Below are 26985 nucleotides of genomic sequence, written 5' to 3' on the forward strand. Positions count from 1 at the left end.
CTCGCGGCCGTCCCGCCACGGGTTGCGCCGGACACCCTGCCGGTGGCACCGTAGCCGGAACGGACGGAGCGGTTCATGCCAGAGGGTGACACGGTCTTCCAAGCCGCGCACCGGTTGCGGCAGGCGCTCGCCGGCGAGGTCGTCACCGGCTTCGACCTGCGGGTACCCGCCTTCGCGACCGTCGACCTGCGGGGCGACGTCGTCCACGACGTCATCCCGCGTGGCAAGCACCTCCTGCACCACATCGGCGACCACACGCTCCACACGCACCTCAAGATGGAGGGGTTGTGGCACGTCTACCAGCCGGGCGAGCACTGGCGGCGGCCGGCGTGGAAGGCCCGCGCGATCGTGTCGACGCAGCACTGGGTGACGGTCGGGTTCGAACTCGGCCTCGTCGAGGTCTTCCCCTCCCGCGAGGACGAGGAGCGCTTCGGCTGGCTCGGTCCCGACCTCCTCGGTCCGGACTGGGACGAGGAGCGTGCCATCCACAACCTCGAGGCCGACGGCCGAGAGATCCACGTCGCCCTGCTCGACCAGCGCAACCTCGCGGGGCTCGGCAACGAGTACGTCAACGAGCTGTGCTTCATCCGTGGCGTCCTCCCGACGAGGCCCACCGCCGAGGTCGACCTGCCGGGCGCCGTACGCCTCGGCTACCGGCTCATCAACGCCAATCGCGACCGTCGCAACCGCGTCACGACGGGCGACACGAGGCCCGGCCGGAAGACGTGGGTGTACTCACGCGACGGTCAACGCTGCCTGCGCTGCGGCACCCGGATCCAGCGGGGCAAACTCGGTGCCGACCCCACCGCGCTCCGCGACACCTACTGGTGTCCCCACTGCCAAACCTGACCCGACCACCGGCGGCCACTGAGCCACCACCGGTCACTGAGCCACCACCACCGGTCACGTAGCTCACCACCACCGGCCACTGAGCCACCACCGGTCACTGAGCTTGTCGAAGTGCAGCCCCACCGGACTCACCCCACCCTTCGACAAGCTCAGGGACCGGAATATGTTCACGAACCAGAAGGTCACCGGTCCCCGAGAGCAACCACCACCGGTCACTGAGCCTGTCGAAGTGCAGCACCACCCGACTCACCCCACCCTTCGACAAGCTCAGGGACCGAAACACGCTCACGGACCGAAGGGTCCCCGGTCTCCGAGCCAACACCACCGGTCTCCGAGAGCCACCTCCACCGGTCACTGAGCTTGTCGAAGTGCATCCCCACCCGACGCACCCCGCCCTTCGACAGGCTCAGGGACCGGAAGGTTCCTTGGTCCCTGAGCTTGTCGAAGGGGCGACCCGGTGCCGCCGACCACCGATCCAGCCGATCGGGATCGACAGCAGCAGGAGGTAGAGCGCCTGGGCACCGAGCCCCGGCACCGTCGCGGCGAGGACGCCGGCGAGCAGCATCAGGCCGGTCGGGAACCACACGAGCGGCCACGGTCGGCGCGCCGCGGCCGCCGCATCCTCGCTGAGCAGCCCGTCGCGCTCGACGACCACCTGCTGGAGCCGTACCGCGACCATCGACACGAGCATCGTCGCGATGTAGAGCGTGGGGGCGCCGCGGTCGTCGCCCGTCCCGTCGAAGAGGAGCACCGTCGGCAGCGGCAGGAACACGATCCCGGCGAGCCAGACGAAGTTCAGGGTCACGAGCCGCGTCGAGTATCCGACGGTGCGCTCGAACAGGCGGTGGTGGTCGCGCCAGAAGTTGGCGATGACGACGAAGCTCAGCGCGGCCGCGGCGAGGCCGGTCCAGTTGTGGCCGAAGAACGCGACCACGGAGCCGTCGTCGTGTTCCTGGGCGAGGTCGACGAGCGGCAGGATGATGAGGGTGATCGCGATGGCGACGACCGCGTCGCTGAAGTTGACGACGCGGTCCAGGCCGCGTTCCGTCGTGACGCCGCGTCCGCGGCCCGCCGTCCGACCCTCCCCGTCTCCCGCCATGGTCAGCTCACGTCGGCGTCGTCGGTCGCGGTCCCCTGCACCATGGCGACCCAGCGGGCCAGGAAGGCCGCGCCCGCCTCGTCGTGGATGAGCGTCGGGTGGGTCAGCACCGGGTAGGGCTTCTCGGGCACGCCGTCGGCGGGTCGGACGTCCACGTGCGCGACCTCGAACCCGTGCTCGAACAACCAGTCGGCCATCGCGTAGTCGCTCCGGGAGTCGCCGACCGTGCGCCAGGCGACCGGGAGCGCACCGCCGTCGGCCTCGAGGAGTTCGAGCGCGCGCTCGGCGCCGAGGTCCTTGCCGAGCCGGACCGACTCGATGTCGGTGGAGATGATCGTGGGATCGATGCGGTACTGCACGAGGCCGGCGTCGTCCGGGTAGCGGCCGGGGGCGTGCTCGACCCCGAACCCGCGACGGGCGAGCTCGGCCCGGGCATCGTCGTCGAAGTACTTCCGCACGACCGCGTAGTCCGCTGCCGGCACCTCGACGTGCTGCTCGACCGAGACCATCGCGCGCTTGGTGTGGTCGAAGAAGACCGTCTCGGCGTACCGTTCGTCGACGAGGCGCTCGATGACGTCGCCGTAGCCCTCCGGCATCGCGACGTCCTGATCGAGGCTCAGCTCGTCGACCCCGGCCGCCGAGAACCCGAACCACACGGCGCCCTTCTCGCAGATGCCGTAGAGCCGGACGTCGTCCGCGAGCCCGGCGGCCAGGAGCGGTGGGACCACCACCTCGCGGAGGAACGCGTCGCTCCGCCCGGTGTTGAAGGCGATCGGGACCCCGGCGTTCGCGAGCGTCGCGAGGTCCTGCGCGATGCTCGGGAGGTTGATCGTCCGAGTGATCGGACTGGCGATGGGGCCGTCGACGTCGAGCAGGAGACCGAGGATGGGGCGGGACGCGTTCACGGGTTCAGCCTAACGAGCACCCGGCGTGGATAGACTCACTCCACCATCACCGGTGTTCGAAGGAGATCACTCGTGTTCACCAGCCCGCATCCCGACGTCGAGATCCCCGACCTGAGCGTCTACGACACCCTGTTCGGCGGCATCGCCCCGAGCGACCTCGACCGCATCGCCCTCCGCGACGGCACGACCGGCGCCGAGACGAGCTACCGACAGCTCATCGGCCAGATCAACGCCCTCGCCGGCGCCCTCGCGGCGGCCGGCATCGGGGTCGGCGACGTCGTCGCCCTCCACGCGCCGAACGTCCCCGCCTTCGCGACCGTGTTCCACGGCATCCTGCGCGCGGGCGCGACGGCGACGACGGTGAACGGCCTCTACAACGCCGAGGAGATCGAGGCGCAGCTGCGCGACGCCGGCGCGACGATGCTGTTCACCGTCTCCCCACTGCTCCCCCAGGCCTGGGCTGCGGCGAGCGCCTGCGGCATCCCCTCCGACCGCGTCGTCGTCCTCGACGGTGCGGAGGGGCACGCGTCGCTGAGCGACCTCCTCCTGCGCCGCCTCCCCGCACCGGACGTCTCGTTCGACCCGGCCACACACGTGGCGGTGCTGCCCTACTCCTCCGGCACGACGGGTCGGCCGAAGGGCGTGATGCTCTCGCACCGGAACCTCGTCGCGAACGTGCAGCAGTCCATCCCGCAGCTCGGCATGGTCGCCGACGACCGGATCCTCGCGGTCCTGCCGTTCTTCCACATCTACGGCATGACGGTGCTCCTCAACCTCGCGCTGTCGCGGCGCGCCTCGCTCGTGACCATGCCGCGGTTCGACCTGGCGGAGTTCCTCCGGATCATCCAGGACTTCCGCTGCAGCTACGTGTTCATCGCCCCGCCGATCGCGGTTGCGCTCGCGAAGCACCCGCTCGTCGGCGAGTTCGACCTCTCGAGCGTCCACACGATCTTCTCCGGTGCCGCGCCCCTGGACGCGACACTCGGGCGGGCGGTCGAGGAGCGTCTGGGCTGTCGGATGCGACAGGGCTACGGCATGACGGAACTCAGCCCGGTCAGCCACGCGATCGCGTTCCAGGCCGAGGGGGCGTCCCTCGACAGCGTCGGCACGACCCTCCCGAACATGCAGTGCCGGATCGTCGATCCGGAGACCGGCGCCGAGGTGGACTACCCGGCCGAGGGCTCGGACGAGGAGAGCGCGGCGGGCGAGCTGCTCTGCGCCGGCCCGAACGTCATGCTCGGGTACCTCGGCAACGAGGAGGCCACTCGCGAGACCCTCGAGGACGACGGCTTCCTCCACACCGGCGATATCGCGACCGTCCGCGGCGACGGCACCGTGCGCATCATCGAGCGGTTGAAGGAGCTCATCAAGTACCACGGCTATCAGGTGGCCCCGGCGGAGCTCGAGGCGCTGCTGCTCGGCCACCCGGCGGTCGCCGACGCGGCCGTCATCGGGGTGCTCGACGACGAGGGCCAAGAGGTGCCGAAGGCGTTCGTGGTCCTGCAACCGGGCCAGGACGTCACCGCCGAGGCGCTCATGGCGTGGGTCACGGAGCGCGTCGCCCCGCACAAGAAGATCCGGCGCGTGGCGTTCGTCGACGCCATCCCGAAATCCGCCTCGGGCAAGATCCTCCGGAAGGACCTCCGGGCCGCGGAGGCCGCCCCCGCCGGTTCCTGAGCTGCGCCGCACTGAGCCTGTCGAAGTGTCGAAGGGCGCCCTTCGACAAGCTCAGGGACCGAAGGCCGCTCGGGACCGAAGGCCGGTCAGAATCGAGGGCAGGTCATCGACCGACGGCGGCGACCATCCGGTCGAAGGCCGCGTCGAGCTCCGGCTCGGCCGGCTGCCAGTGCGGGTTCGCGTCGTGGAACGCGACCATCTCCGCCGCGCCGTCCCAGAACGGGATGGCGGGCCGGAACTCCGGCACGAGACTGCGGATGCGCGTGTTGTCGAAGACCATCGGGAACGCCTTGTCGCCGAGGAGCGTCGGCCCGAGCGGTGGGTGGACCTCCGCGATGACGTCGGACGGCACGTGCACGATGTCGGCCTCCACGCCGGCCGCCTCCGCGATCCACCGGGTGATGTCGTTCCAGCTCGGTGCGTGATCGCCCGTGATGTGGAACGCCTCGCCGAGCACGTCGCGGCGACCCAGCAGGCCGACGAACCCGACCGCGAAGTCCTCGGTGTGGGTGATGGTCCAGCGGGTCGTCCCGTCGCCGTGGACGACCACCGGCTTGCCCGCGCGCATGCGGTCGAGGTCGGTGCGCCGTCCCATCGTGGGGATGAGCGTCCGGTCGTAGGTGTGTGACGGGCGCACGATCGTCGCCGGGAAACCCTGCTCGCGGTAAGCGTGGACGAGGACATCCTCGCAGGAGATCTTGTCGCGCGCGTACTGGGAGAACGGGTTCCGGAGCGGCGTCGACTCCACGACGGGCAGGCGCTGTGGCGGCTTCTGGTAGGCAGAAGCGGAGCTGATGAACACGTACTGGCCGATCCGACCGGCGAAGCGGTCGATGTCCGCCTGCACCTGCGGTGGCGTGAACGCGGTGAACTGCGCCACGACGTCGAACTCGCGCGAGCCGAGCGTCTCGGTCACCGCGTCGGTGTCGCGCACGTCCGCGCGGAGGAGCTCGACCTCCTCGGGGAGGGGGCGGACGTGGGACAGGCCGCGGTTCAGGACGGTGACGTGATGGCCGAGCGACACCGCTCTGGCGACCGACGCCGAGGAGATGATGCCGCTGCCGCCGATGAACAGGATGCGCTTCGTCGTCATTGGTCCATCCTCGCGCACCAGAGACAGACTCGCCCAGGCCTGGACAGGATAGGGAGGTCCCTTCTGGCACTTCGACAAGCTCAGTGACCGGGAGAGGTCTACCCGGACTGGGTCAGCGCTCGCGCTTGACGAACGCCATGGCACCGACGACGAGGGCGAGCAGCACCCCGGAGACGAGTCCCCACACGACCGGTGCCTCGGGTCCGAGGACCAGGAGCATCAGCAGCGCGGCGAGCGCGAGGATCCCGGCGACGACGAGCGCCGTCGTCCACTCGTTCCATCGCATTCCACCAGCCTAGGCTCCCGTCACCACGAAACGGCGACGCGGGAGCCACTGAGACGGACCGAGGGGACCGCTCAGCGGTGCTCGGCGAGCAGCTCCGCGGTCCGTTCCCAGAGCCCGCGGGCCAGGGCGACGTCGTCGGCGAGCTTGTTGGTGCGTGCGGGCTTCCGCTTCACGAAGTAGCCGCCCGAGGTCCAGTCGAGGCCCGGCTGACTCTCGGCGAGCCAGAAGAGGGTGTCGGCGCCCTCCTCGGGGGTGTTCAGCAGGCGACGACCGAGCGGGTTCGCATACAGGAACCGCATCGCGCCGTCGGGGGCGCTGGAGAAGTTCGTCGAGATGACCCCCGGGTGGAACGCCGCGGCGGACAGTCCGCGCGGGCCGTACCGGCGGTCGAGCTCCTTCGTGAAGAGGATCTGCGCCAGCTTCGCGTTGCCATAGGCACGCGTGGGCGAGTAGGAGCGTTCGGCGTCCAGGTCGTCGAGGTCGAGCTTCCCGAACAGGCGGTTGGCGACGCTCGAGGTGTTGATCACCGTCGCCTCGGACTCGACGAGGCGGTCCAGCAGGAGGTGGGTGAGGAGCGCGGGTGCCAGGTAGTTGATCTGGAACGTCTGCTCGTGGCCGTCGGCCGTGACCCGGCGGTCGGCGCCGAAGATCCCGCCGGCGTTGTTGGCGAGGACGTCGATCCGCGGGTACCGCTCGAGGAGCTGTTCGGCGAGGAGCCGCACCTGCGCCAGTTCGGCGAAGTCGGAGATGAACGAGGCAGCCCCGATCCGCTGCGCGACGGCCGCGGTCTTCTCCGGGGACCGCCCGACCACCACGACCTGCTCGCCCGCGTCCGTCAACGCCTTCGCGGCCGCAGCACCGATGCCGTCGCTGGCGCCGGTGAGGACGATCACCCGGTCGCTCACGCGGAGGACTTCCGGGGGCGGGGTTCGCTGACGTTGGTCGGGCGCGCCCGCTGGTCGATGTCGGGGACCTCACGTCCGATGGCGAGGTCGCCGGTCTTGTTGGCATCCTGCATCATCGACTCGAGCCAGCTGCGGTTGAGCTCCGGACGCTCCTCCTGGTCGAACTCGAACTGCAACGAGATCGACGGGTGCACCCAGATCGTCACGCGTCCGCCACCGGTCTCGAGCGAACGCGGCCAGGAGATCGTGAAGGACTCGTTGCGCCGCAGCTTCATGACCGCGATCGACTTCACGTGCGCGAGCATCCGGTCGTCGAGTTCGAGTTCTCGCGATGAACTCCCGTAGATCAGCTTTCCCACCAGATGTCTCCCTCTGTGCCGGTCGTCTCGCGCACCCTCGAATCAGGGCATCACGACGCCCGAGCACACCGGGCGTTGCCCCCATCGTAGGCGACCGAAGGATCGCCGTCGTGCCGGTTGACGGGCGGACGGAGGCCCAGTTCAGGGGGCCGCGGTGTTGTCCCCCGTGCCCTCGCGAGTACGTCAACTTCCGCGGAAAATCAAGGGATTTCAACCCTGTTTCGTGAACCTGGCAAAGCCCTGGGCGGCGGCGGAATCGACCAAACCGCGGTTCGCGCTGCCCCCGAACGGCGTGCATGACCGTGAAGCCCGAATCTTCCGTCGTGCACCCGAGCCAGCCGTCCGTCCCCGAACGATCCGTCGCTCCGGGAACGCGTCCCCGCCGTGCACGCCAGCCGTTGCGTCTCCCCAAGCTCGTCTCCCAGCTGGTCACCTTCGGCCTCGTCGGTGGCACCGCGTTCGTCGTGGACGTCGGTGTGTACAACCTCCTCCGGTTCACCGTGCTCGACGACAAGCCGATCGGCGCCAAGGTGATCTCCGTCGCCGTCGCCACGATCGTCGCGTGGCTCGGCAACCGGGCGCTGACGTTCCGGACCGAGCACCGCCGCGCGGTGTGGAAGGAGGGCGCCCTCTTCGCGCTCATGAACGTCCTGGGCCTCGGGATCGCCGCGGGGTGTCTCTTCGTCTCGCACTACGTCCTCGGCTACACCACGCCGCTCGCAGACAACATCGCGGGCAACGGCGTCGGACTCGTCCTCGGCATGGTGTTCCGCTTCCTCGCCTACCGCTTCGTCGTCTTCCGACCCGCCGAGTCGGCGACCGATCGCCGTCGGAGCACGACGCCGCAGGAAACTTCCGTTTCGAGCCCGGCCGCATCGGCACCCGCCGCCGCACCGCGCACCACGACCCCTCGTCGATCCGCACCGACCCACGCACTGCCGACCTCTGGAGGCCTGTCCTGATGGCACCCGCACTCGCACCGCTGCTCGGAGCGCTCGCGCTCATCCCCGCCCGCCCGTTCGCCGCCGCGGACGAGCCCGCTCCCCTGCTGACCCCGCAGCCCGCGGCACCCACGGAACCGCTGCCGAACCGCGGCACCCTGGTGGACCCGGCGTCGGCGGCCGACCCCGGCTCCTGGAGCATCGGTGAGTGGCTCGGCTACGGCACCATGCTGCTGTTCGCCGCCGCGCTGACGATCATCGCCGTCACCACGCTCTACTGGATGCTCCACGCCTGGCGGTCGACCGGCCACCTGAAGAACACGGGGTTCGCGGCGGTCCCGCTGCCCGCCAAGCACTCCTTCACCCTGCTCGTCCCCGGTCGGCATGAGGAGGAGGTCATGGGTCAGACCCTCGACCGCCTCGCCGAACAGGACCACCCCGACTTCGAGATCATCGCGATCGTGGGCCACGACGACCCGGGGACCGAGCGCGTCGTCCGGGAGGCCGCCGCCCGGCACCCCGACCTCATCAAAGTGGTCGTCGACGACAGCGTGCCGAAGAACAAGCCCAAGGCCCTCAACCGGGCGCTGCAGATCGCCCGTGGCGACGTCGTGGGCGTGTTCGACGCCGAGGACGAGGTGCATCCGCGCCTGCTCACGCTCGTGGACTCCCGCTTCACCGAGAGCGGCGCCGACGTCGTCCAGGGCGGCGTGCAGCTCATGAACTTCCAGTCGACCTGGTGGTCGCTCCGGAACGTGCTCGAGTACTACTTCTGGTTCCGGTCGCGCCTGCACTTCCACGCGAACTCCCGCTTCATCCCGCTCGGCGGCAACACGGTGTTCGTGAAGAAGACCTGGCTCGACTGGTCGGAAGGCTGGGACGACGGCTGCCTCGCCGAGGACTGCGAGCTCGGCGTCCGACTCTCGAGCGCCGGCGCGACGGTCGTCGTGGCCTACAGCCCGGAGGTCGTCACCCGCGAGGAGACGCCGGGCACCCTGCAGTCGCTCTACAAGCAGCGCACGCGCTGGAACCAGGGGTTCCTGCAGGTCCTGAAGAAGGGCGAATGGCGCAAGCTGCCGACGTTCCGTCAGCGCATGTTCGCCCGCTACCTGCTGTCGATGCCGTTCCTCCAGGCGGCGACCGGCCTCCTCATCCCCGTCTCGGTCCTGCTGGTGCTGTTCGCGAAGGTCCCCGCGCCGATCGCGCTCCTCACCTTCATCCCGCTCGCGCCGACGATCGTCACCCTCGCGGTGGAGGCCTCCGGGCTCGGTGAGTTCGGCCGCCTCTACGGCCAGAAGGTCCGCCTCCGCGACTACGCCCGGCTGATCCTCGGCACCTTCCCGTACCAGATCTTCCTCGGCCTGGCCGCCGTCCGTTCCGTCTTCCGCGAGTGGAAGGGCGACCACTCCTGGGAGAAGACGGAGCACACCGGCGCCCACCGCAGCGAGGAGGTCGCCGAGGCCACCGAGGCCGCTCCCGTCTCCGTCGACCTGCCCGACCGCGCACCCGAGCTCGTCCTCCAGAACGGAGCATCCCGATGACCGGCATCCTCGAACGACCGGCCGCCCCCGGCCGACCAGAGCTCCACCTGGAGAGTGAGCGCCTCGGCTGGCTCACCTCAGGGCCACCGGCACAGCGAGGCCCCGGCGTCGTGCGCCGCTGGCTCTCGCGCCACGGTCGCACCCTGGCCTTCCTCCTGCCCGTGCTCGCCATCGCCGCCGTCGTGCAGGCCATGAACCTGGGCGGATCCCCGCAGCGCATCGACGACGAGGGCACCTACACCGCCCAGGCGTGGAGCGTGCTGAAGCTCGGCGAACTCGCCCACTACACCTACTGGTACGACCACCCGCCGCTCGGCTGGCTGCAGATCGCGGCCTACACGGGGCTGACCGGCGCGTTCGACCGCTACGACATCGCCGTGGTCGCGGCACGTGAGGCGATGCTGGTCGCGACGCTCATCGCCGTCGTGCTCGTGTGGGTCCTCGCCCGCCGCCTGCACCTCAGCCGGGCCATGGCCGCCGTCGCCGCACTCGTGTTCGCGATCTCGCCGCTCGCCGTGCAGTTCCACCGCACCGTCTACCTCGACAACGTCGCGGTGCCCTGGCTCCTCGGTGCCTTCATCCTCGCGACGAGCCGCAAGCACCAGCTCGTCGGCTTCGCGGGTTCCGCCGCCGCGTTCGGCATCGCCGTGCTGAGCAAGGAGACCTTCCTGCTCGCCCTGCCCTTCCTCGCCTGGACCATGTGGCGCGCGGCTCGGAAGGAGACCCGCCGGTACACGCTGCCGGTCGCCGCGACCATCGTCGTCGTCATCGGCTTCACCTACGTGCTCTTCGCCGCCATCAAGGGCGAACTCATCCCCGGCCCTGACCGGGTGAGCCTCCTCGGTGGCGTCTTCTTCCAGCTCGGATCCCGCGTCGCGAGCGGGTCGCTGTTCGACCCGGAGAGCCTGTCGGCGAAGACCCTCGGCATGTGGTGGCAGTTGGACGCGGCCCTCCTCGTCGCCGGAGCGGTGGCCGCCGTCGCCGGGCTTTTCATCTCGCGACTGCGTGTCATCGCCGCGATGACCGTCTTCCTCGGCCTCTTCATGCTGCGCCCAGGCGGCTACCTGCCGGTGCCGTACGTCATCATGCTGCTGCCGTTCATGACGATCCTCATCATGGGCGTGACCGGCGCGGCCATCCGACAGTTCCGTCGCCGCTCGACCGTCGAGGCCGGTGCACCGCGCCGTCGTCTTCTCGGCGGACGCGCGGCCGGAGCCGTCTGGGTCGCCGCCGTGCTCGCGGCAGCCGTCGTCGCCGTCCCGAACACGGCGACCCAGCTCCGCGGCTTCCTCCTCGCCGACCTCGACAAGCCGGTCCGGCAGGCTCAGCAGTGGGTCCAGACCAATGTGCCGAAGGAGTCCCGCGTGATCGTCGACGACGCGATGTGGGTCGACCTCGTCGAGAGCGGCTTCGATCGCGACAACGTCATCTGGTACTACAAGATGGACACCGACTCCGCCGTCCAGGCTCAGTCGCCCAACGGCTGGCGCGACGCCGACTACATCGTCACGACCGACTCGATGCGGACCTTCCCGACCACCTTCCCCGAGGTGAAGGGTGCGATCGACAACTCCGAGCTCGTCGCGACCTTCGGCTCCGGGACGCAGGCCGTCGAGGTCCGCCGCATCGACGCCGACGGTCTCGACGCGGCGGCCGAACAGGCTGCCGGACGCACGGCGGCTCGGGCGGCCCTCGGTGCACAGCTCCTCCTGAACCCCTCGCTCAGCGTCTCGGCGGAGGCCGCGCAGACCGTGAGCGACGGCCAGCTCGACTCCCGCGCCCTGCTCGCCCTCGGACAGGTGCTCGCCACCACGCCGGTCCGGCTCGAGAGCACCCCGGTGCTCGACGGTGAAACAGGCGACGTGCGACGCACGATGGTGCTCCGCACCGGCACCGCGGCGGGCGACAGCCGTCTGGCCGACTCCATCCGCTCGATCCAGGACGACTACGCGGCCGACCGTGTCGAGCAGACGGCGGCCGGCGTGCGGGTCACCTACTCGGTCGTCGAACCCGACGTCGTCCGCTGACCACCGCCCCGAGCACCGGCTCGAGCCGGACGCCAGAACCACCCGAACCCCCGAACCACCCGAAGAACAGGAGTTCCACCATGCGAACCACCACCACGAGGCGACTCGCCCTCAGCGGCCTCGCCGCCGTCGCGACGGCAGCACTCATCGGCTTCGGCACCACCGCCGCGAGCGCCGCCACCACCGATGCCGCCGGCACCGGCTGGATCCGCGTCGGGCACCTCTCGGCCGACACCAAGACCGTCGACGTGAAGCTGTCGGCGCTCTCCGGCGGCGCGACCGTGTTCGAACTCGACGACGTCGCCTACGGCCAGGTCTCCCCCTACACCGACCTCGCCGCCGGCACCTACGTGGTGTCGATGGTGCCCGCCGGGGCTCCCGACAGCACGAAGCCGGTCATCAGCACCAACGTGACCATCACGGCCGGGGAAGCGGCCACCGTCGCCGCCTACGGTCCCAACAAGGACCTGCAGACGAAGGTGTTCGAGGACGACCTCACCGGTCCGGCCGAGGGTGCGGCGCGCATCCGACTGATCCAGGCGTCGACCGATGTGAAGAGCGTCGACGTCAGCACCTCGACCGGCATGCCCATCGCGAAGGGCGCCACCACCGGCACAGCGACCGACTACGCGAGCGTCCCCGCCGGCCCGTGGGATCTCGAGCTGACCGGCGGCAAGCAGGCGGCGGAAGCCTCTGTGAACCTCGCGCCGGGCACCGTGAGCACGCTCTTCGTGCTCGACAACGCCGCAGGTGGCGTCACCCTCATGCCCGTCCTCGACAGCTCAGCGGCGGGTGACGCTCCCGAGGGTCCGGTGGAGACCGGTGGCGGCGGACTCGCCAAGGAGTCGTCGACGCTCGGGACCGTCCTCGACGAACTCGACGCGAAGCTCGCCAGGCTCGTGCGCGACCTCGGGACGGCGGTGAGCTGACCATGAGCGCCAAGAAGACGATCGGCATCGCCGCGACCGCGGTCGCCGCGGTCACCGCGACCGCCGTGATCGCCTCGCTGGCGACCGGGTTCCCGGCGAACCTCCTCCAGGGTCCGACGGCTGCATCACCCGGCGCGACCGACGCCGACGGACAGCCTGGCCCGACCTCGACGGTCACGGACCGGACCACCACCGAGGCCGCAGACGCGTTCCTCGCCGACTGGGTCGACGACGGCCGCGTCGTGCGCCGGGACCAGGGCGACGACACGGTCAGCGAAGGGCAGGCCTACGGACTACTCGTCGCGGCCGGGGTCGGGGACGAGCAGTCCTTCACCGAGATCTGGGACTGGACCGAGCAGCACCTGCAGCGCCCCGACGGACTGCTCGCCTGGCGATGGAGCGACGGCGAGGTCGTCGACGACGAACCCGCCAGCGATGCGGACCTCGACGCCGCCCGCGCCCTCGTCATCGCCGGTACCCGCTTCGACGAGCCGCGGTTCACCGAGGCCGGCGTCACGCTTGCCGGTGTGATCGCGGACCGCATGACCGCCGAGACCGCCGCGGGCCGGATCCTCCTGCCCGGTGTCTGGGCCGCAGCGACCGAGCCCTACGCGTACAACCCGTCCTACGCCTCTCCCGTCGCCTTCTCGGTGCTGGGTGCGGCGACGGGTGACCCGCGGTGGGCCGAACTGCAGGCGGGTTCCGCAGCGGTCACCACCACCCTGCTCGACGAGAGCCCGCTGCCGCCGGACTGGGCCCAGGTGCACGCCGACGGCTCCGTCGATGCCATGCCCGGCGCGGCAGGGACCGGGCAGAGCGTCCGCTACGGCTACGACGCGGCCCGGCTCCCGATCCGCTACGCCGAATCCTGCGACACCGCCGACCAGGCGACGGCCGCCCGCCTCGCCTCGACCCTCGCGCGGTCGAAGGAGCTGCGGGCGGAGACCGATCTCGGCGGATCACCGCTGACCTCGGACGTCCACCCGCTCGCCCTCCAAGCCCGAGCGGCCGCGCGCGCCGCCGTGGGCAACCTGCCGGAGTCGGCGGACGACCTCCGTGCCGCCGACGAACTCGCGCAGGAGGTGCCGAGCTACTTCGGCGCCGCCTGGGCAGCCCTCGCGCCCATGATGCTCACGACCGGTGAGCTGGACGGGTGCCCGCCGCTCACCGAAGGAGCCACCTCATGATCCGCGCACACCGCCGGACGATCGGCACGCTCGCCGCGGCCGGAGCACTCCTCACGGCGCTCGCCCTCTCGGGCTGCGCCACGACGCACGCCGGGCAGACGCCGACCTCGCCGAACGCCGCCGACGGGCCCATCACCTCCTCGGAGGCGACCGACCGTGGCGCCGCCGGTGCGAAGCAGGACCCGGTCGCCCAGGCGCCGGCCGCCGATGTCAGCGCGCTGAGCGTGAGCCGGGTGCAGATCCCGTCGATCGGGGTCGACGCGGCGGTCGAACCGCTCGAGCGCGATGCGTCCGGTGTCCTCCTGCCGCCGGTCGAGTGGGAGGACGCCGGGTGGTACCGCGCCGGCGTCCTGCCCGGTCAGGTGGGGCCCGCGGTCATCGCCGGTCACCTCGACACGACCCTCCGTGAGGCGGTGTTCGTCCACCTCAAGCAGCTCGTGGCGGGCGACCAGGTGACGGTCACGATGTCCGACGGCTCGACCGCCACCTACGCGGTGGACCGCGCCATCGACGTCGAGAAGAAGACCTTCCCCACCGAGGAGGTCTACGGGCCGACGCCCGACGCGCAGCTCCGGCTCATCACCTGCAACGGCCCCTTCGACGACGCCGCGGACACCTACGCGAACAATTACGTCGTCTTCGCGTCGCTCGTCGGCACGACCCCGTAGCGCCGCTCCCCACCCCTCGCTCCTGTCGAGGGGCCGCCCCGCTCCGAACCACTCCCAACGACCCGAAAGGAACCGACGTGAACCGCTCCCTCGTCGTCATCCCCACCTACAACGAACTCGACAACCTGCAGCCGATCGTGAACCGCACGCTCGCCGTCGCCGGGGTCGACATCCTCGTCGTGGACGACTCCTCCCCCGACGGCACCGGGTTCCTCGCCGAGCAGCTCGCCGCGCAGCACCCGCAGGTGCACGTGTTCCACCGGGCCGTGAAGGACGGGCTCGGCGGGGCATACCTCGCGGGCTTCGCCTGGGCGCTCGCGCGCGGCTACGAGGTCATCGTCGAGATGGACGCGGACGGCTCCCACCACCCCGAGGACCTGCCCCGCCTGATCGGACTCCTCGACGACCACGACCTCGCGCTCGGCTCGCGCTGGGTCCCGGGTGGCGTCGTCGAGAACTGGCCCGCGCATCGGCTCGCGCTGAGTCGCGGCGGCAACCTCTACACACGACTCGCCCTTGGGATCGGTGTCGCCGACGCGACCGGCGGGTTCCGCGCGTTCCGCAGCGAGGCGCTGCGCCGGATCGACCTCGCCGACGTCGCGTCGCAGGGGTACTGCTTCCAGGTCGACCTCCTCTGGCGGGCGCTGCAGCGCGGGCTCCGGGTCGTGGAGACGCCCATCGTCTTCACCGAACGGGTGTCTGGCGAGTCGAAGATGAGCGGCGGCATCGTCTCCGAGTCGCTCAAGAAGGTCACGATGTGGGGCGTGCGTCGCCGCCTGCAGGAGGTCCGTGCGCTGCTGCACGGCCACCCGCTCCCATCCGTGCGTGTGCTGTCCACCCGCTGAGACCAGGTGGTGCGGGCGACGACGACCACGGGCCGACGAGGGCTGCACATCTTCCCAGGTCCTTCCGGTTCCGCCGCCCTCCCCGGAGTCGTAGCGTGAGGGCATGACGAATCGCACACGCACCCCGCAGCAGCCCATCGGTTCCGGCTTCGGCCACTCGAGCACCGCGGCGGAGGTGCTCGAGGGCATCGACCTCACCGGCAAGCTCGCCATCGTCACCGGCGGCTACTCCGGTATCGGCCGCGAGGCCGTCCGTGCCCTGGTCGGCGCGGGTGCCCACGTCATCGTCCCGGCACGGCGCCCGGATACCGCTCGCGAGGAGCTCGCCGGCATCGACGGCGTGGAGGTCGACGAGCTCGACCTGGCCGACCTCGCGAGCGTCGAGGCGTTCGCCGACCGCTTCCTCGCCACGGGCCGGGGCATCGACCTCGTCATCACGAACGCGGGCGTCATGGCGGCTCCCGAGACGCGCGTCGGTCCCGGCTGGGAACTCCAGTTCGCGACGAACCACCTCGGCCACTTCGCCCTCGTCAACCGCCTCTGGCCCGCCATCGTCAAGGGCGGCTCCTCGCGGGTCGTCGCGTTGTCCTCCAGCGGCCACAAGCGCTCGGGGATCCGCTGGGACGACGTCCAGTTCGAGCACGGCTACGACAAGTGGGAGGCCTACGGGCAGGCGAAGACCGCCAACGCGCTCTTCGCCCTCCAGCTCGACACGCTCGGTGCCGAGGAGGGCGTCCGCGCGTTCTCCGTCCACCCCGGTGGCATCCTCACGCCGCTGCAGCGGCACCTGCCCCGCGAGGAGATGATGGCGCTCGGCTGGGTCGACGCCGACGGCAACCTCCTCGTCTCGGGGTTCAAGTCGCCCGAGCAGGGTGCCGCAACGGAGGTCTGGGCCGCGACCTCGCCGTCGCTCGACGGCCTCGGCGGGGTGTTCTGCGAGGACTGCGACATCGCCGGCCCGGCCGAGACCGCGGTCTCCCCGGCCTCCGGTGTCGCCGACCACGCGACCGATCCTGAGGAGGCGGCCCGCCTCTGGGCGCTCTCCGCCGAACTCACCGGGGTCGACGCCTTCGCCGCCCGCGACTGATCGGCCGGCGCCACCCCTTGCAGCCACCCGCCCACGGACCTACCGTGAGAGCGGATCAGCGCGACGATGCGCGAGACGGAGACCGCCCAGGCGGATCTCGGAAGGAGCACCCCATGAGTGACCAGAACGCCGACATCAACAACCCGGGCCCACACGACGAGGCCGTCGACGACGCGGCGGCCGAGCGCGTGGCTTCCACGACGAACCCCGGCCCGCACGTCGCCGCCGACGACCCCGCGGCGAGCGGCGAGGCCGACATCACGAACCCCGGCTCGGAGACCGAACGCGACGCTGCGGCCGAGCGCGAGGCGGAGCGCGTCGCGAACATCACCAACCCCGGCCCAAGTTCCTGACCGCAACGACCCTTTCTCAGGAGTTCGCCGGCGCGTCGGTCCGTTTCCCGGGCGGCGCGCCGGAGGACTCCTGAGAACGGTCAAGCAGCCTCAGCGGTCGGCGCGAGGCGGAGTGCGTCGCCGACATCACCAACCCCGGCCCGAGTTCCTGACCGCACCGACCCTTTCTCAGGAGTTCGCTGGCGCGTCGGTCCGTTTCCCGAGCGGCGCACCGGAGGACTCCTGAGAAAGGTCACCCAGCTCTAGTGGTCGGCACGAGGCGGCCGCAGGCGCGTCTCCTCGATGTCGAGCATCGTCTGCGCCTCGGCGAGGATGCGCGACGGGTACGCACCGCGCGCCCGGGCGTCGAGGAGCCGCTCACGCTCGGCCTGCACGACGGCGAGGCGCAGCTGGCGGTAGAGCCGGTGCGGTGTCTCGGCGTGCGTCTCACTCGGCGAGACCGACTCGCGCGAGCGTTCCCAGGCGGCTTCCGCCCGCAGGAACGTCGACTGTCTGACGCGTTCGAGCAGATCGGGGTCGATCTCCTCCTCGATGCCGACCGCCGAGGCCGGGTCCTCCAGCACACTGATGCCCGCGTAGCTGATCTCGTCGAGCAGGGTCGCGAGCTGTCGACGGTCCTCGGACTCGTCGATCCCCTGCACCTTGAGCAGCCGGATGAGCCACGGCAGTGTGCCGCCCTGGACGACGAGCGTCACGACGGCGACCGTGAAGGCGATGAGGACGAGCTGCTCGCGGTACGGGGTGCTCTGCGGCAGTGACTGTGCCGCGGCGAGCGTCACGACGCCGCGCATGCCCGACCAGCTGAGGATGACGCCACCCCGCCAGTCGATCTGCTCCAGCCGCAACTGCTCGAGGTCGGCGCGCTGCCGCTCGTAGGCGCGCTCCCGACGCCGCCGTCGATGCCATCGGCGGTTCTGTCTCGGGAACCGTTCCGAGTACCCCATCGACAGCCACCGTTGCAGGGTCTGCCGCTCGGCCCAGCGTTCTCGTGCACGGAGCCCGAGCACCAGCGGACCCACCCACAGGAACCGCAGCGCGATGAGCGCGGCCGTCGCGACGAGACCGATCCCGATGGACTCCTCGACGGACAGGATCTCGGCGTCGACGGCGCCGATGAGCGTCCGGATCTCGAGTCCGATGAGGAGGAACACGGCGTTCTCGAGTAGGAACTGGATGGTCCGCCAGTTGATGCGGTCGCTGATCCGCGCCTGGGCCGAGAACGCGGCCGAGCTCGCGTGCCCCGTGTACAGGCCGGCGATGACGACGGCCAGCACGCCGGACCCACCGAGCGCCTCGGTCGGCATGAACGCCACGAACGGGACGGCGATGGAGATCGCGGTGTCGAGGACGGAGTCGTTGAGCTTCGACCGCAGCCAGACGGTGACGTATCCGGCGATGAAGCCGACGATGATCGCCAGGACGACCGCGTAGACGAAGTCGCCGACCGTCGCCCACGGCGTGAGCATGCCGCCGGCTGCCGCAGCGCTCGCCGATCGGAGGAGCACGAGCGCGGTCGCGTCGTTCACGAGCCCCTCGCCCTCGAGCACGGTCAGGAGGCGGGGCGGGAGGCCGAGACGGCGTCCAATGGAGGTGGCCGCGACCGCGTCGGGCGGGCTGATGATCGCGCCGAGGGCGATGGCGGCGGCGAGGTTGAGGTCGGGCAGGAGGCTGAAGAGGAGGAAGCCGGCACCGAACGCGGTGACGATGACGAGCACGACGGACAGACTCGTGATGGTGGCGAGGTTGCGGCGGAAGTCCATGATCGGGACGCTGATCGCCGCGGCGTAGAGGATCGGCGGCAGGACGACGTCGAGCACGAGTTCCGGCTCGACCTCGAACTCCGGGACGCCCGGGAGGTACGAGAGCCCGACACCGACGATCACGAGGATGATCGGTGCGGCGACGCCGAGCTTGCGGGAGAAGGCCGCGACGGCGACGATCACCGCGATGCCGACGACCGCATACACCCCGAGTTCCATAGCGATCAGGCTATCGGTCGCTCGACCGACCCCATCCCGACGGGCGTCGTGGGTCCCGGAGCCTACTCGAGCAGGCCCCGGATGTCCTCCGCGGTGAGCGCCTGGCTGAAGACCGCGTCGTCGTCGAGGACCGCGGCGAAGAGCTCCGACTTCTTCGCCTGGAGCGCCATCACCTTCTCCTCGATCGTGTCGGCGGCGACCAGTCGGTAGACCATGACGTTCTCCGTCTGGCCGATGCGGTGCGTCCGGTCGATGGCCTGCGCCTCTGCTGCCGGGTTCCACCACGGGTCGAGCAGGAAGACGTAGTCCGCCTCGGTCAGGTTGAGGCCGAACCCGCCGGCCTTCAGGCTGATGAGGAACACGGGGGCGTCACCGGTGCGGAAACGGTCGATGACCTCACCCCGACGACGGGTGGACCCGTCGAGGTACTCGTACGCGATGCCCTGCTCCTCGAGCCGACGAGCGGCGGTGCCGAGGAAGCTCGTGAACTGGCTGAAGATGAGCGCCCGGTGCCCCTCGGCGACGACGTCGTCGAGCTGTTCGAGGAGTGCGTCGAGCTTGCTCGAGGGGATGCCCGCGTGCTCCTCGGCGTCGATGAGACTCGCGTCGAGGCTGAGCATGCGGAGGAGCGTGAGCGAGCGGAACACGATGAACCGGTTGCGGTCGAGGTCGTCGACGAGTCCGAGGAGCTTCTGCCGTTCGCGTTGGAGGACGAGGTCGTAGAGCTTGCGGTGGGCCGGTGCGAGCTCGATGCGCAGCACCTGTTCCTGCTTCGGCGGCAGTTCGGGCGCGACCATCTCCTTCGTCCGGCGCATGAGCAGCGGTCGGATGCGTCGGCGCAGGGTCTGCAGCCGACTCGAGTCGAGCCCCTTGCCGATCGGCTTGACGTAGTGCTCGGTGAAGCGCGGCGCCGACGCGAACAGCCCCGGCGCGACGATCGACAGCAGCGACCACAGCTCCATGAGCGTGTTCTCGATGGGCGTGCCGGTGATCGCGAGCTTGAACGGTGCTCTGAGGTCGACCGCGCACTCGTGCAGCTTGGCGCGGTGGTTCTTCACGAACTGCGCCTCGTCGAGGATGAGCCCCGACCACTCGACCGCCTGGTACGCCGCTGCGTCGAGCCGGAACAGCGCATAGCTCGTGACCACGATGTCGGCGCCCGCCGCGAGGTCCGCGATCGACGCGCTGCCCTTCGCCTGCGTGGCCGTGATGCTGCGGACGACGAGGCCGGGCACGAAGCGCGTGGCCTCGGCGACCCAGTTGGAGACGACCGACGTCGGGGCGACCACGAGGAACGGTGGTGCCGTGGTGCCGGTCGTCTCGCGCGCGTGGGCGACGAGGGCGAGGGTCTGCAGCGTCTTGCCGAGGCCCATGTCGTCGGCCAGGATGCCGCCGAGTCCGTGCTGCCAGAGGAACGCGAGCCAGCGGAAGCCCTCGACCTGGTAGGGCCGGAGGTCGGCATGGAGTCCCGACGGCAAGGGGGTGTCGGGGACCGCTTCGATCGCGTTGAGTCCGGCTGCAGCCTCGCGCCAGGAGACGGCCTGCTCGGTCTCGTCGGCGAGGTCTTCGAAGTCGGCCCAGAGGCTCGCCTGATAGCGACTGATGCTCGGCTTCGTCTCCCACTCCTTGAGCGCGGCCGCCTCGGTGAGCAGTTCGCGCAGGCGGTCGAAGGCGGGGTGCTCGAGCGAGAGGTAGGTGTGGTCGACCATGAGCAGCTTCGTGCGCCCCTTCGAGAGGGCCTTGAAGAGGGGCTCGAAGGGGACGCTGTACTCGCCGATGTGGATGACGATCCCGAGGTCGAACCAGTCGCGCTGCTCCGTCTCCACCGTGGTGACCGAGATGTGAGGTGTGCCGGTGAGCTCCCGGTACTCAGGGCGGTCGCCGGACACCTCGACGAGGACGTCGTCGAGCGATTCGATGACGGGCAGGGTGCGCTCGGTGACGAGTGCCGCGTCGAACTCCGTCAGGACCTGCGGCCTGGGCGGCCAGACGCCCGGGGTCGTGAGCTCGTCGAACGAGCCGGCGGCGAGCGCGCGGCGTTCCGGTTCCGCTGCGGCGGCGATGGCGGCACCGACCCGGTCGAGGATGGCCCGTTCCGCGCGTTCGTCGCGGAGGACCTCCGCTGCGGCAGTGCCGGTGGCGGCGTCGGTCGGCGCGCCGTTCGGCACCGTGGACACGAGTGGTCGCCCTGCGGCGAGCGCCGGGGTGCCGCCACCGATCGGGACGCGCTGCGCCGGGGCGTACTGCCAGAACCAGGCGAGGCGAAGGGTCTGCTTCGGTTCGAACGAGGCCGCGAGCACGAGCACCGGTGGCACGATCTCGGGGAGGGCGACGGTGCCGTCCGTCGAACTCAGCGAGATGCTGCGGCGGAGTCGTGGGACGTAGTGCTCGAGGAACTCCGCCACCTCGGCTTCGGGGACCACGACGGGCTCGCCTGGCCCGAGGAGTCCGCGGGCCTCGTCCGTCAGCGGTTCGGCGAGCGGTGCGAGCACGATCGCCTGCTGGGGTTCGAGCGTGTAGTGGTAGAGCCCGTGGTCGCCGAGGGCTCCGCTCGTGGCGGCGTCGACGTCGGTGCCGTCGATCGTCACGACGGATCGGAGGACCACGCCCTCGTCGTCGTGCGCGGCGTCCAGCCGGATGGCGGCTGTGGTGCCGAGGGTGACCGTGCCCTTGCGCGTGCCGACGAGTTCGATCCCGAGTTGGGCCGCCTCCTCGAACAGATGCCAGAGGACGGGGCTGCCGAAGTCGTCGAGGACGAGCCAGTCCGAGTCACCGGCGCCGGCGTAGGCACCGGCCGGCGGACGGGTGGCACGCAGGAGCGCCTGGAACTGCGTGAACCACTGCTGGTGCGCCGGATCGAGCGACAGCCGGTGGCCCTGGTGCGTGAACGAGGTCCACGAGATCGTCGACTTCACGAAGCCGCCGCCGGCCTTCCTGACCACGGGTCGGACGGCGATCCGGCGGGGATGCCGCGGCTCGGGCGGGCCGTCGGCCGTGCGGGAGGTCGGTCCGCGCCATCGTTCGGCGGTGCGCGGGATGCTCTCGCGGACCTCGAACTGCAGGCCCATGGCCGTCGGTGCCGTGGCGCGACCGGCGTCGCCCGCGAGGGAGTCGAGTCGGTTCCGCCAGCTGGGCGGCGCCGTCGGCGTCTGCGGGCTCGGGTTCCACCGCGCTGCTCGCCGTTCCGCCTCCGGACGCCAGGCGTCAGGGAGGTCGTCGAGCTCGTCGAGGGCGTACATCGGCTGGTGCTCGGCCGGTTCGTCGAGCGCGGGGTCGTTGATGGGCGCGGTCCAACGCCGGTCGGAACGCCAGGACGCCTCCTTCCCCGAAGGCGGCCGTTGTGGGGCCACCCACCGGTCGGAGCGACCTTCGGCCCGGAGGTGGGCCGCGTTGCTGTGCAGCAGGGTGGCGACGATGTGCTTGCAGTCGCCGCGCAAGGGGCACGAGCACGCGCTTCCTTCGATCCGAGCGAACCCGCCGGTGTCGTCGCCGAGGTCGACGATGCAGGCGTACGGGACGTCGGTGGAGCCTTCGACGATCCCGTGGAGCCGATGCTTGTCGGGGTCCCAGTCGGCGGCGGTGACCCGGCCGTCCCTCGCGTAGACCCGGCCGCGGTCGAACGCCACCCGCCCGACGAGCCGGACGAGGTCGGCCACGTCGACCAGTGGTGCGGGCTCGGGAGTCATCGCCCCATGGTCTCACGCACGACGGACACCCTTCCCTCGGGTCAGCGCGGTGCGCTGACGCGAGCGCGGGTCTCCGACGTGAGCGCGCCCCTCCGGAGGGGCGCGCTCACGCCTGTGGGTCGCGGTCGGTCCAGCGCCCCGCGCTGACCACAGCACCGACCGAGGCACGTCCGGCGGCTCGTAGAATGAAGCAATGACCTCTCTCCCCCACGACGAGCCTGCGAACCACGCTCCCGGCGACGACGCGGGCATCGATCCCACCGATCTCGAGGTCACGCTGCGCGTCCTCCAGACCATGGCGACGATGGACGAGGAGCACCCCGACTACCTCCAGGTGCGCCGTGCCACCGCCAAGATGTTCAAGGCTGTTAAGAAGGAGCGCCGACTCGACCGCCGGGCCCGGATCGCCGACGCCGACCGCGCCGTGATCGCCGCCACCGCGACGGGCGCCCCCGACCGCATCGACGACGAGACGCGGGGCATCCCGCTCGCCACCACCACGACGGCCCCGACCGCCGGCGAACTGCTGGTGCCGCGTAATTGCTACATCTGCAAGCAGCCGTACACGACGGTCGACGCCTTCTACCACCAGCTCTGCCCGCAGTGCGCGGCGATGAGCCACGCGAAGCGCGACGCCCGCACCGACCTCACCGGCAAGCGCGCCCTCCTCACCGGTGGCCGCGCGAAGATCGGCATGTACATCGCGCTGCGACTCCTGCGCGACGGCGCACACACCACCATCACGACGCGGTTCCCACGCGACGCCGTCCGACGCTTCAGCGCGCTCCCCGACAGCGCCGACTGGCTGCACCGCCTGCGCGTCGTCGGCATCGACCTCCGCGACCCGGCCCAGGTCATCGCCCTCGCGGACTCCGTGGCTGAGCAGGGTCCGCTCGACATCCTCATCAACAACGCCGCGCAGACGGTCCGCCGCACGAAGGGCGCGTACCAGCCGCTCGTCGACGCGGAGCTCGCCCCGCTGCCCGACGGCCCGCTGCCCGAGCTCGTCACCTTCGGCCACACGAACGACGCACACCCGCTGTCGCTCGCGGCGTCGGTGTCCGCGCACCCGATCCTCGCCGCTGCGGCCGCCAAGGCCGACGCCCTCACCGAGGCGGCCATGACGGCCGGGTCGTCCTCGCTCGAACGCCTCGCCGCCGGCACCGCGATCGACGCCGGTGGACTCGTGCCCGACGTCGACCACAGCAACAGCTGGGTGCAGAACGTCGACCAGGTCGAGCCCATCGAGATGCTCGAGGTCCAGCTGGCGAACGCCACCGCCCCGTTCATCCTCATCAGTCGCCTGCGTGCCTCGATGGCCGCATCCGACTTCCCGCGCACCTACGTGGTCAACGTCTCCGCGATGGAGGGCGTCTTCGGTCGCGGGTACAAGGGCCCGGGCCACCCGCACACGAACATGGCGAAGGCCGCGCTGAACATGCTCACCCGGACGAGCGCGCGGGAGATGTTCGAGACCGACGGCATCCTGATGACGAGCGTCGACACCGGCTGGATCACCGACGAGCGCCCGCACCCGACCAAGGTGCGACTGGCGGAGGAGGGCTTCCACGCCCCGCTCGACCTCGTCGACGGCGCGGCGCGGGTGTACGACCCGATCGTCCGCGGTGAGGCCGGCGAAAACCTCTTCGGCGTCTTCCTCAAGGACTACCGCCCGAGCTCCTGGTGAGCTTGGACGCGCGGTCGTGGTCGAGGTCCAGGCGATGATCGGTCCGGACGCCGTCCGCTTCCTCCGGGAGGCACCGCTCGGTTCGCGGGTCGTCGTGCGGTTCGCGCTGCCCGAAGGCGCCGAGGCGGGTGCGACCGACGCCCTCGGCGAGCTCGTCGAGCGGTCGGACACGGGCTGCACGGTCGAGACCAAGCGCGGACCGGTCGTGATCGCCGACGCCGACGTCATCGCGGCGAAGCGCGTCCCGCTGGCACCGGCACCACGGGAACGCCGCCGCTCGCCCTAGGCTGGGCCGATGAGCAGCGAAGTCACCCAGGACCCGTCGCCGACGCAGCATCGCGTCGAAGTGACACTCCGACGTCCCTGGTACGGCGCTTTCCAGCGTCCGACGGTGGTGTTCGACGGGCGCGGCCAGCCGGCGCAGTGGGGTACGGGGAGCTGGCAGGTCGGCGGGACGGACGTCTCCTTCGAGGTCTTCCTCTTCAACCGGGTCTGGCGGTACGGCGCAGCCCGGACCACCTTGACCGCCGGCGTCGACACGTCGCTGATCTACCGCGCCCCGCTCCTGCCGTTCCTCCCCGGTCGGTTCACAGCGAGCTGAGCGGTGGCTCGGAAGCCCGTCGGCGGCCGCCCCTAGGCTGGCCCGATCACCCCTTCACGCACGGGCATCGGGAGAACACGGCATGGCGAAACGCACCGGAACGACGGCACCACGGCTCGACCCCGTCCGTCTCCTCGGATTGACCGACGGCGACGAGGGCGCCCTCGACGCACATGACAGTGTCGAAGGCCTGCGGTTCGCCGACCTCGACCTGTCGCACCGTGACCTCTCGGGCATCACGATCTCCGAGTCCTTGCTCGCGGGCATTCGAGCCGACCAGACCGACTTCCGGGCGGCGTCGTTCCTCGACTCCCGGCTCGAGCGGTGGGACGCGCCCATCCTCCTCGCCCCTCGGGTTCGGCTGCGCGACGTCGAGCTGGAGGGCTCACGGGTCGGTTCCGCCGACTGCTACGACGCGAACTGGCAGTCCGTGCGGATCACCGGGTGCAAGCTCGGGTTCGTCAACCTGCGGGGTGCTGTGCTGCAGGACGTCCTGTTCGAGGACTGCACGATCGACGAACTCGACCTCGCCGATGCGACGGCCACCCGGGTGCGGTTCGTCGACTGCACCCTCAACAGTCTCGACGTCACGCGGGCGAGGCTCACCGACGTCGACCTCCGGACACTCGAGCTGCGGCGCATCGCCGGCATCGAGCACCTTCGGGGTGCGACGATGACCCCGTTCCAGGTCGGCGAGCTCGCGGCGATGTTCGCCGAGCAGTTCGGCATCCGAGTCGAGGACTGACCTCCCGGGTTGCGCCAGCGCGGTGCGCTGACGTCACCGCGGGTTTGACGCGTGGGCGCGGGTCTCCGGAGACACGCGCCCACGCGTGTGCCTCGCGCCCACGCCGGTTCCCCAGCGCTCGCGCCAGCGCACCGCGCTGGCACCCCCGACTCCCCCGCGCTCACGCCAGCGCACCGCGCTGGCGCCCGATGACCCACGCTCACGCCAGCGCACCGCGCTGGCACCCGAGCCATCGGCACCCGCTACCGGGGCAGGCGGACCCCGATGCGCTCCAGGTGTGCGTTCGAGAAGGTCCCTGCCGGGTCCAACTCCTCGAAGAGGTCCCGCGCGTCGGCGAGCCGCGGCACGACCTCGGCGATGCGCTCGGCGGTCAGCAGGTTGAGCTTGCCCCAGTGCGGGCGGGCACCGAAGGGCGCGAGCGCCTCCTCGATCGCGGGCAGCACCGCCCGGACCTCCTCGGGCAGGTTGCGCCAGGTGAAGTGCACGGCGAGCATCTCCCGGTGGTACGCACCGCTCAGCCAGAGCTTGTCGGGCGCCGCCGTGCGCAGTTCGGTCACGAGCAGCAGTGGGGCGATGCGGTAGCCGAGCGCACGCAGGGCCGTGATCGCGGCGGGTCCGTCGGCGCGGTCGATGAAGTACTCGGTCTGGATCTCGTCGCCGTTGCTCGGCGTCGACTCGAGCCGGAAGTGCGGCAGCCGTTCCCACCAGTCACCGGGGACACCACCCTGGAGCGTGAGGTTGTCGGGGTCAGTCTCGACGAGGTTGCCGGCGGTCAGGGAGTCCCGCTGCACGCCGAGCCACGACTCCGGGACCACGGGCAGCTCGTCGTCACCGGCGGCCAGGCGGGTCTTCCACCAGATCTGCTCGACGGTGTCGCCGAGCCAGTTCGTGAAGATGCTGACGCTGTAGGCGCCGCCGGTGACGCCCTCGAAGTCGGCGAGGACGGCGTCCCACGGGACGTCGCGGTAGACGTCCTGACGCACGCGGTAGGCGGGCTGCACGTCGACCGTCACGCGCACCACGATGCCGTACGCGCCGAGCCCGACGACGAGTCCGTCGAAACCTGGGTCCCCACGACGGACGTGGACGAGCTCGCCCGTGGCGTCGACGTACTCGAGACTGCTGACGGCTGAGGACAGGATGCCGTTGTCGTTGCCGGATCCGTGGGTGCCGGTCGCGATCGCGCCGCCGATGGAGATGTGCGGGAGCGAGCCCATGTTGTGGAAGGCGAGGCCCCGTTCGGCGAGCCAGGCGGCGGCGATCCCGTATCGGGTCCCGGCTCCGATCGTCACCGAGCCGGCGGCCTCGTCGAACACCGGGTCGGCGGGGATGTCGAGCACCGTGATGAGCGTGCCGTCGGAGTCGGCGAGGTCGGTGAACGAGTGTCGGGTGCCGAGGGCTCGGATGCGCGTGCCCGTCCTGGCGGCCTCCGCGACGAGTGTGCGGACCTCGTCGATCGACGTGGCGTTCACGATCCGCGGCGCTGCGAAGGTGTGTGTACCGGCCCAGTTGCGTTCAAGCGTCATGAGCGCAAGC

At 70.7% G+C, this 26985-nt stretch carries 24 protein-coding genes; 15 read left to right on the forward strand and 9 right to left on the reverse strand.

Features of this window, described 5'->3' with window-relative positions:
- Positions 1 to 75: 75 nt before the first annotated feature.
- On the forward strand, positions 76 to 849 hold the full coding sequence (locus ACQ3HE_RS06260) for a DNA-formamidopyrimidine glycosylase family protein (RefSeq protein ID WP_138946489.1): 774 nt from the start codon (positions 76 to 78) through the stop codon (positions 847 to 849).
- 406 nt (positions 850 to 1255) lie between these two features.
- Here the strand turns inward: ACQ3HE_RS06260 and ACQ3HE_RS06265 are convergent, their stop codons facing one another.
- Together ACQ3HE_RS06265 and ACQ3HE_RS06270 are read right to left on the reverse strand one after the other, a co-directional pair.
- Positions 1256 to 1948 (reverse strand): TMEM175 family protein, encoded by a 693-nt coding sequence (locus ACQ3HE_RS06265; RefSeq protein ID WP_430891707.1) that lies wholly within the window; start codon positions 1946 to 1948, stop codon positions 1256 to 1258.
- A 2-nt stretch (positions 1949 to 1950) separates the two neighbouring features.
- Positions 1951 to 2853 carry a hypothetical protein gene (locus ACQ3HE_RS06270; protein ID WP_430891708.1) on the reverse strand — a complete coding sequence of 301 codons (903 nt, stop codon included), beginning with the start codon at positions 2851 to 2853 and terminating at the stop codon, positions 1951 to 1953.
- Positions 2854 to 2925: 72 nt separating this feature from the next.
- Here ACQ3HE_RS06270 and ACQ3HE_RS06275 point away from each other — a divergent pair, with 72 nt between their 5' ends.
- Positions 2926 to 4530 carry an AMP-binding protein gene (locus tag ACQ3HE_RS06275; protein WP_430891709.1) on the forward strand — a complete coding sequence of 535 codons (1605 nt, stop codon included), beginning with the start codon at positions 2926 to 2928 and terminating at the stop codon, positions 4528 to 4530.
- 103 nt (positions 4531 to 4633) lie between these two features.
- On the opposite strand, the gene ACQ3HE_RS06280 is transcribed toward ACQ3HE_RS06275, so the two are convergent.
- The 4 genes from ACQ3HE_RS06280 to ACQ3HE_RS06295 form a co-directional block, all read right to left on the reverse strand.
- A complete protein-coding gene (locus ACQ3HE_RS06280) occupies positions 4634 to 5623 on the reverse strand; it encodes an NAD-dependent epimerase/dehydratase family protein (protein WP_430891710.1) in 990 nt (329 codons plus the stop codon).
- 112 nt (positions 5624 to 5735) lie between these two features.
- Positions 5736 to 5909, reverse strand: coding sequence for a hypothetical protein (locus tag ACQ3HE_RS06285; RefSeq protein ID WP_164486924.1), 174 nt, complete (start codon positions 5907 to 5909; stop codon positions 5736 to 5738).
- A gap of 71 nt (positions 5910 to 5980) precedes the next feature.
- Positions 5981 to 6814, reverse strand: coding sequence for an SDR family NAD(P)-dependent oxidoreductase (locus ACQ3HE_RS06290; RefSeq protein WP_411557956.1), 834 nt, complete (start codon positions 6812 to 6814; stop codon positions 5981 to 5983).
- Positions 6811 to 7173: a DUF7882 family protein gene (locus ACQ3HE_RS06295; protein ID WP_079705204.1), complete on the reverse strand. Its 363-nt coding sequence runs from the start codon at positions 7171 to 7173 to the stop codon at positions 6811 to 6813. Before ACQ3HE_RS06295 ends, ACQ3HE_RS06290 begins: the two co-directional genes overlap by 4 nt.
- A gap of 296 nt (positions 7174 to 7469) precedes the next feature.
- Between ACQ3HE_RS06295 and ACQ3HE_RS06300 the strand changes: the two genes are divergently transcribed.
- The 9 genes from ACQ3HE_RS06300 (at position 7470) to ACQ3HE_RS06340 (ending at position 16751) form a co-directional block, all read left to right on the forward strand.
- Positions 7470 to 8135 carry a GtrA family protein gene (locus tag ACQ3HE_RS06300; RefSeq protein ID WP_159877872.1) on the forward strand — a complete coding sequence of 222 codons (666 nt, stop codon included), beginning with the start codon at positions 7470 to 7472 and terminating at the stop codon, positions 8133 to 8135.
- Positions 8135 to 9655, forward strand: a complete 1521-nt coding sequence (locus ACQ3HE_RS06305) for a glycosyltransferase family 2 protein (protein ID WP_430891712.1) — start codon at positions 8135 to 8137, stop codon at positions 9653 to 9655. The genes ACQ3HE_RS06300 and ACQ3HE_RS06305 overlap by 1 nt, the downstream gene beginning before the upstream one ends.
- Positions 9652 to 11682 carry an ArnT family glycosyltransferase gene (locus ACQ3HE_RS06310; RefSeq protein WP_430891714.1) on the forward strand — a complete coding sequence of 677 codons (2031 nt, stop codon included), beginning with the start codon at positions 9652 to 9654 and terminating at the stop codon, positions 11680 to 11682. The genes ACQ3HE_RS06305 and ACQ3HE_RS06310 overlap by 4 nt, the downstream gene beginning before the upstream one ends.
- An 80-nt stretch (positions 11683 to 11762) precedes the next feature.
- Entirely contained in the window at positions 11763 to 12611 is an 849-nt protein-coding gene (locus ACQ3HE_RS06315) for a DUF4397 domain-containing protein (RefSeq protein WP_430891716.1), read from the forward strand.
- Positions 12612 to 12613: 2 nt separating this feature from the next.
- Complete coding sequence (locus ACQ3HE_RS06320; RefSeq protein WP_430891718.1) at positions 12614 to 13798, forward strand: glycosyl hydrolase family 8; 1185 nt, start codon at positions 12614 to 12616, stop codon at positions 13796 to 13798.
- Positions 13795 to 14466: a class F sortase gene (locus ACQ3HE_RS06325; protein WP_159877864.1), complete on the forward strand. Its 672-nt coding sequence runs from the start codon at positions 13795 to 13797 to the stop codon at positions 14464 to 14466. The genes ACQ3HE_RS06320 and ACQ3HE_RS06325 overlap by 4 nt, the downstream gene beginning before the upstream one ends.
- A gap of 77 nt (positions 14467 to 14543) precedes the next feature.
- Positions 14544 to 15311: a polyprenol monophosphomannose synthase gene (locus ACQ3HE_RS06330; protein WP_079705198.1), complete on the forward strand. Its 768-nt coding sequence runs from the start codon at positions 14544 to 14546 to the stop codon at positions 15309 to 15311.
- 103 nt (positions 15312 to 15414) lie between these two features.
- On the forward strand, positions 15415 to 16398 hold the full coding sequence (locus tag ACQ3HE_RS06335; RefSeq protein ID WP_430891720.1) for an SDR family NAD(P)-dependent oxidoreductase: 984 nt from the start codon (positions 15415 to 15417) through the stop codon (positions 16396 to 16398).
- Positions 16399 to 16511: 113 nt separating this feature from the next.
- On the forward strand, positions 16512 to 16751 hold the full coding sequence (locus ACQ3HE_RS06340; protein ID WP_086474520.1) for a hypothetical protein: 240 nt from the start codon (positions 16512 to 16514) through the stop codon (positions 16749 to 16751).
- Positions 16752 to 16993: 242 nt separating this feature from the next.
- Here ACQ3HE_RS06340 and ACQ3HE_RS06345 read toward each other — a convergent pair whose 3' ends face one another.
- Entirely contained in the window at positions 16994 to 18730 is a 1737-nt protein-coding gene (locus ACQ3HE_RS06345; RefSeq protein WP_430891722.1) for a cation:proton antiporter, read from the reverse strand.
- A gap of 62 nt (positions 18731 to 18792) precedes the next feature.
- Positions 18793 to 22416: a DEAD/DEAH box helicase gene (locus ACQ3HE_RS06350; RefSeq protein WP_430891723.1), complete on the reverse strand. Its 3624-nt coding sequence runs from the start codon at positions 22414 to 22416 to the stop codon at positions 18793 to 18795.
- A gap of 193 nt (positions 22417 to 22609) precedes the next feature.
- Between ACQ3HE_RS06350 and ACQ3HE_RS06355 the strand changes: the two genes are divergently transcribed.
- The 4 genes from ACQ3HE_RS06355 (at position 22610) to ACQ3HE_RS06370 (ending at position 25449) form a co-directional block, all read left to right on the forward strand.
- On the forward strand, positions 22610 to 24103 hold the full coding sequence (locus ACQ3HE_RS06355; protein WP_064294305.1) for an SDR family NAD(P)-dependent oxidoreductase: 1494 nt from the start codon (positions 22610 to 22612) through the stop codon (positions 24101 to 24103).
- Between the two features lie 16 nt (positions 24104 to 24119).
- Complete coding sequence (locus ACQ3HE_RS06360; RefSeq protein WP_430891725.1) at positions 24120 to 24389, forward strand: putative acetyltransferase; 270 nt, start codon at positions 24120 to 24122, stop codon at positions 24387 to 24389.
- 9 nt (positions 24390 to 24398) lie between these two features.
- Positions 24399 to 24704, forward strand: a complete 306-nt coding sequence (locus tag ACQ3HE_RS06365; RefSeq protein WP_159877855.1) for a hypothetical protein — start codon at positions 24399 to 24401, stop codon at positions 24702 to 24704.
- 82 nt (positions 24705 to 24786) lie between these two features.
- Positions 24787 to 25449, forward strand: coding sequence for a pentapeptide repeat-containing protein (locus ACQ3HE_RS06370; RefSeq protein WP_430891727.1), 663 nt, complete (start codon positions 24787 to 24789; stop codon positions 25447 to 25449).
- Positions 25450 to 25691: 242 nt separating this feature from the next.
- Here ACQ3HE_RS06370 and ACQ3HE_RS06375 read toward each other — a convergent pair whose 3' ends face one another.
- Positions 25692 to 26975 (reverse strand): FAD-binding protein, encoded by a 1284-nt coding sequence (locus ACQ3HE_RS06375; RefSeq protein WP_430891729.1) that lies wholly within the window; start codon positions 26973 to 26975, stop codon positions 25692 to 25694.
- Positions 26976 to 26985: the final 10 nt, after the last annotated feature.

Source organism: Plantibacter auratus (assembly GCF_050587365.1).
Classification (GTDB): Bacteria; Actinomycetota; Actinomycetes; order Actinomycetales; family Microbacteriaceae; genus Plantibacter; species Plantibacter auratus.

Coding starts and splice junctions, on each gene's coding strand:
- ACQ3HE_RS06345 (WP_430891722.1), bottom strand. CDS start 18,730: ATGGAACTCGGGGTGTATGCGGTCGTCGGCATCGCGGTGATCGTCGCC.
- ACQ3HE_RS06320 (WP_430891718.1), top strand. CDS start 12,614: ATGAGCGCCAAGAAGACGATCGGCATCGCCGCGACCGCGGTCGCCGCG.
- ACQ3HE_RS06285 (WP_164486924.1), bottom strand. CDS start 5,909: ATGCGATGGAACGAGTGGACGACGGCGCTCGTCGTCGCCGGGATCCTC.
- ACQ3HE_RS06365 (WP_159877855.1), top strand. CDS start 24,399: ATGAGCAGCGAAGTCACCCAGGACCCGTCGCCGACGCAGCATCGCGTC.
- ACQ3HE_RS06340 (WP_086474520.1), top strand. CDS start 16,512: ATGAGTGACCAGAACGCCGACATCAACAACCCGGGCCCACACGACGAG.
- ACQ3HE_RS06375 (WP_430891729.1), bottom strand. CDS start 26,975: ATGACGCTTGAACGCAACTGGGCCGGTACACACACCTTCGCAGCGCCG.
- ACQ3HE_RS06335 (WP_430891720.1), top strand. CDS start 15,415: ATGACGAATCGCACACGCACCCCGCAGCAGCCCATCGGTTCCGGCTTC.
- ACQ3HE_RS06260 (WP_138946489.1), top strand. CDS start 76: ATGCCAGAGGGTGACACGGTCTTCCAAGCCGCGCACCGGTTGCGGCAG.
- ACQ3HE_RS06325 (WP_159877864.1), top strand. CDS start 13,795: ATGATCCGCGCACACCGCCGGACGATCGGCACGCTCGCCGCGGCCGGA.
- ACQ3HE_RS06310 (WP_430891714.1), top strand. CDS start 9,652: ATGACCGGCATCCTCGAACGACCGGCCGCCCCCGGCCGACCAGAGCTC.
- ACQ3HE_RS06280 (WP_430891710.1), bottom strand. CDS start 5,623: ATGACGACGAAGCGCATCCTGTTCATCGGCGGCAGCGGCATCATCTCC.
- ACQ3HE_RS06305 (WP_430891712.1), top strand. CDS start 8,135: ATGGCACCCGCACTCGCACCGCTGCTCGGAGCGCTCGCGCTCATCCCC.
- ACQ3HE_RS06300 (WP_159877872.1), top strand. CDS start 7,470: ATGACCGTGAAGCCCGAATCTTCCGTCGTGCACCCGAGCCAGCCGTCC.
- ACQ3HE_RS06315 (WP_430891716.1), top strand. CDS start 11,763: ATGCGAACCACCACCACGAGGCGACTCGCCCTCAGCGGCCTCGCCGCC.
- ACQ3HE_RS06350 (WP_430891723.1), bottom strand. CDS start 22,416: ATGACTCCCGAGCCCGCACCACTGGTCGACGTGGCCGACCTCGTCCGG.
- ACQ3HE_RS06265 (WP_430891707.1), bottom strand. CDS start 1,948: ATGGCGGGAGACGGGGAGGGTCGGACGGCGGGCCGCGGACGCGGCGTC.
- ACQ3HE_RS06370 (WP_430891727.1), top strand. CDS start 24,787: ATGGCGAAACGCACCGGAACGACGGCACCACGGCTCGACCCCGTCCGT.
- ACQ3HE_RS06355 (WP_064294305.1), top strand. CDS start 22,610: ATGACCTCTCTCCCCCACGACGAGCCTGCGAACCACGCTCCCGGCGAC.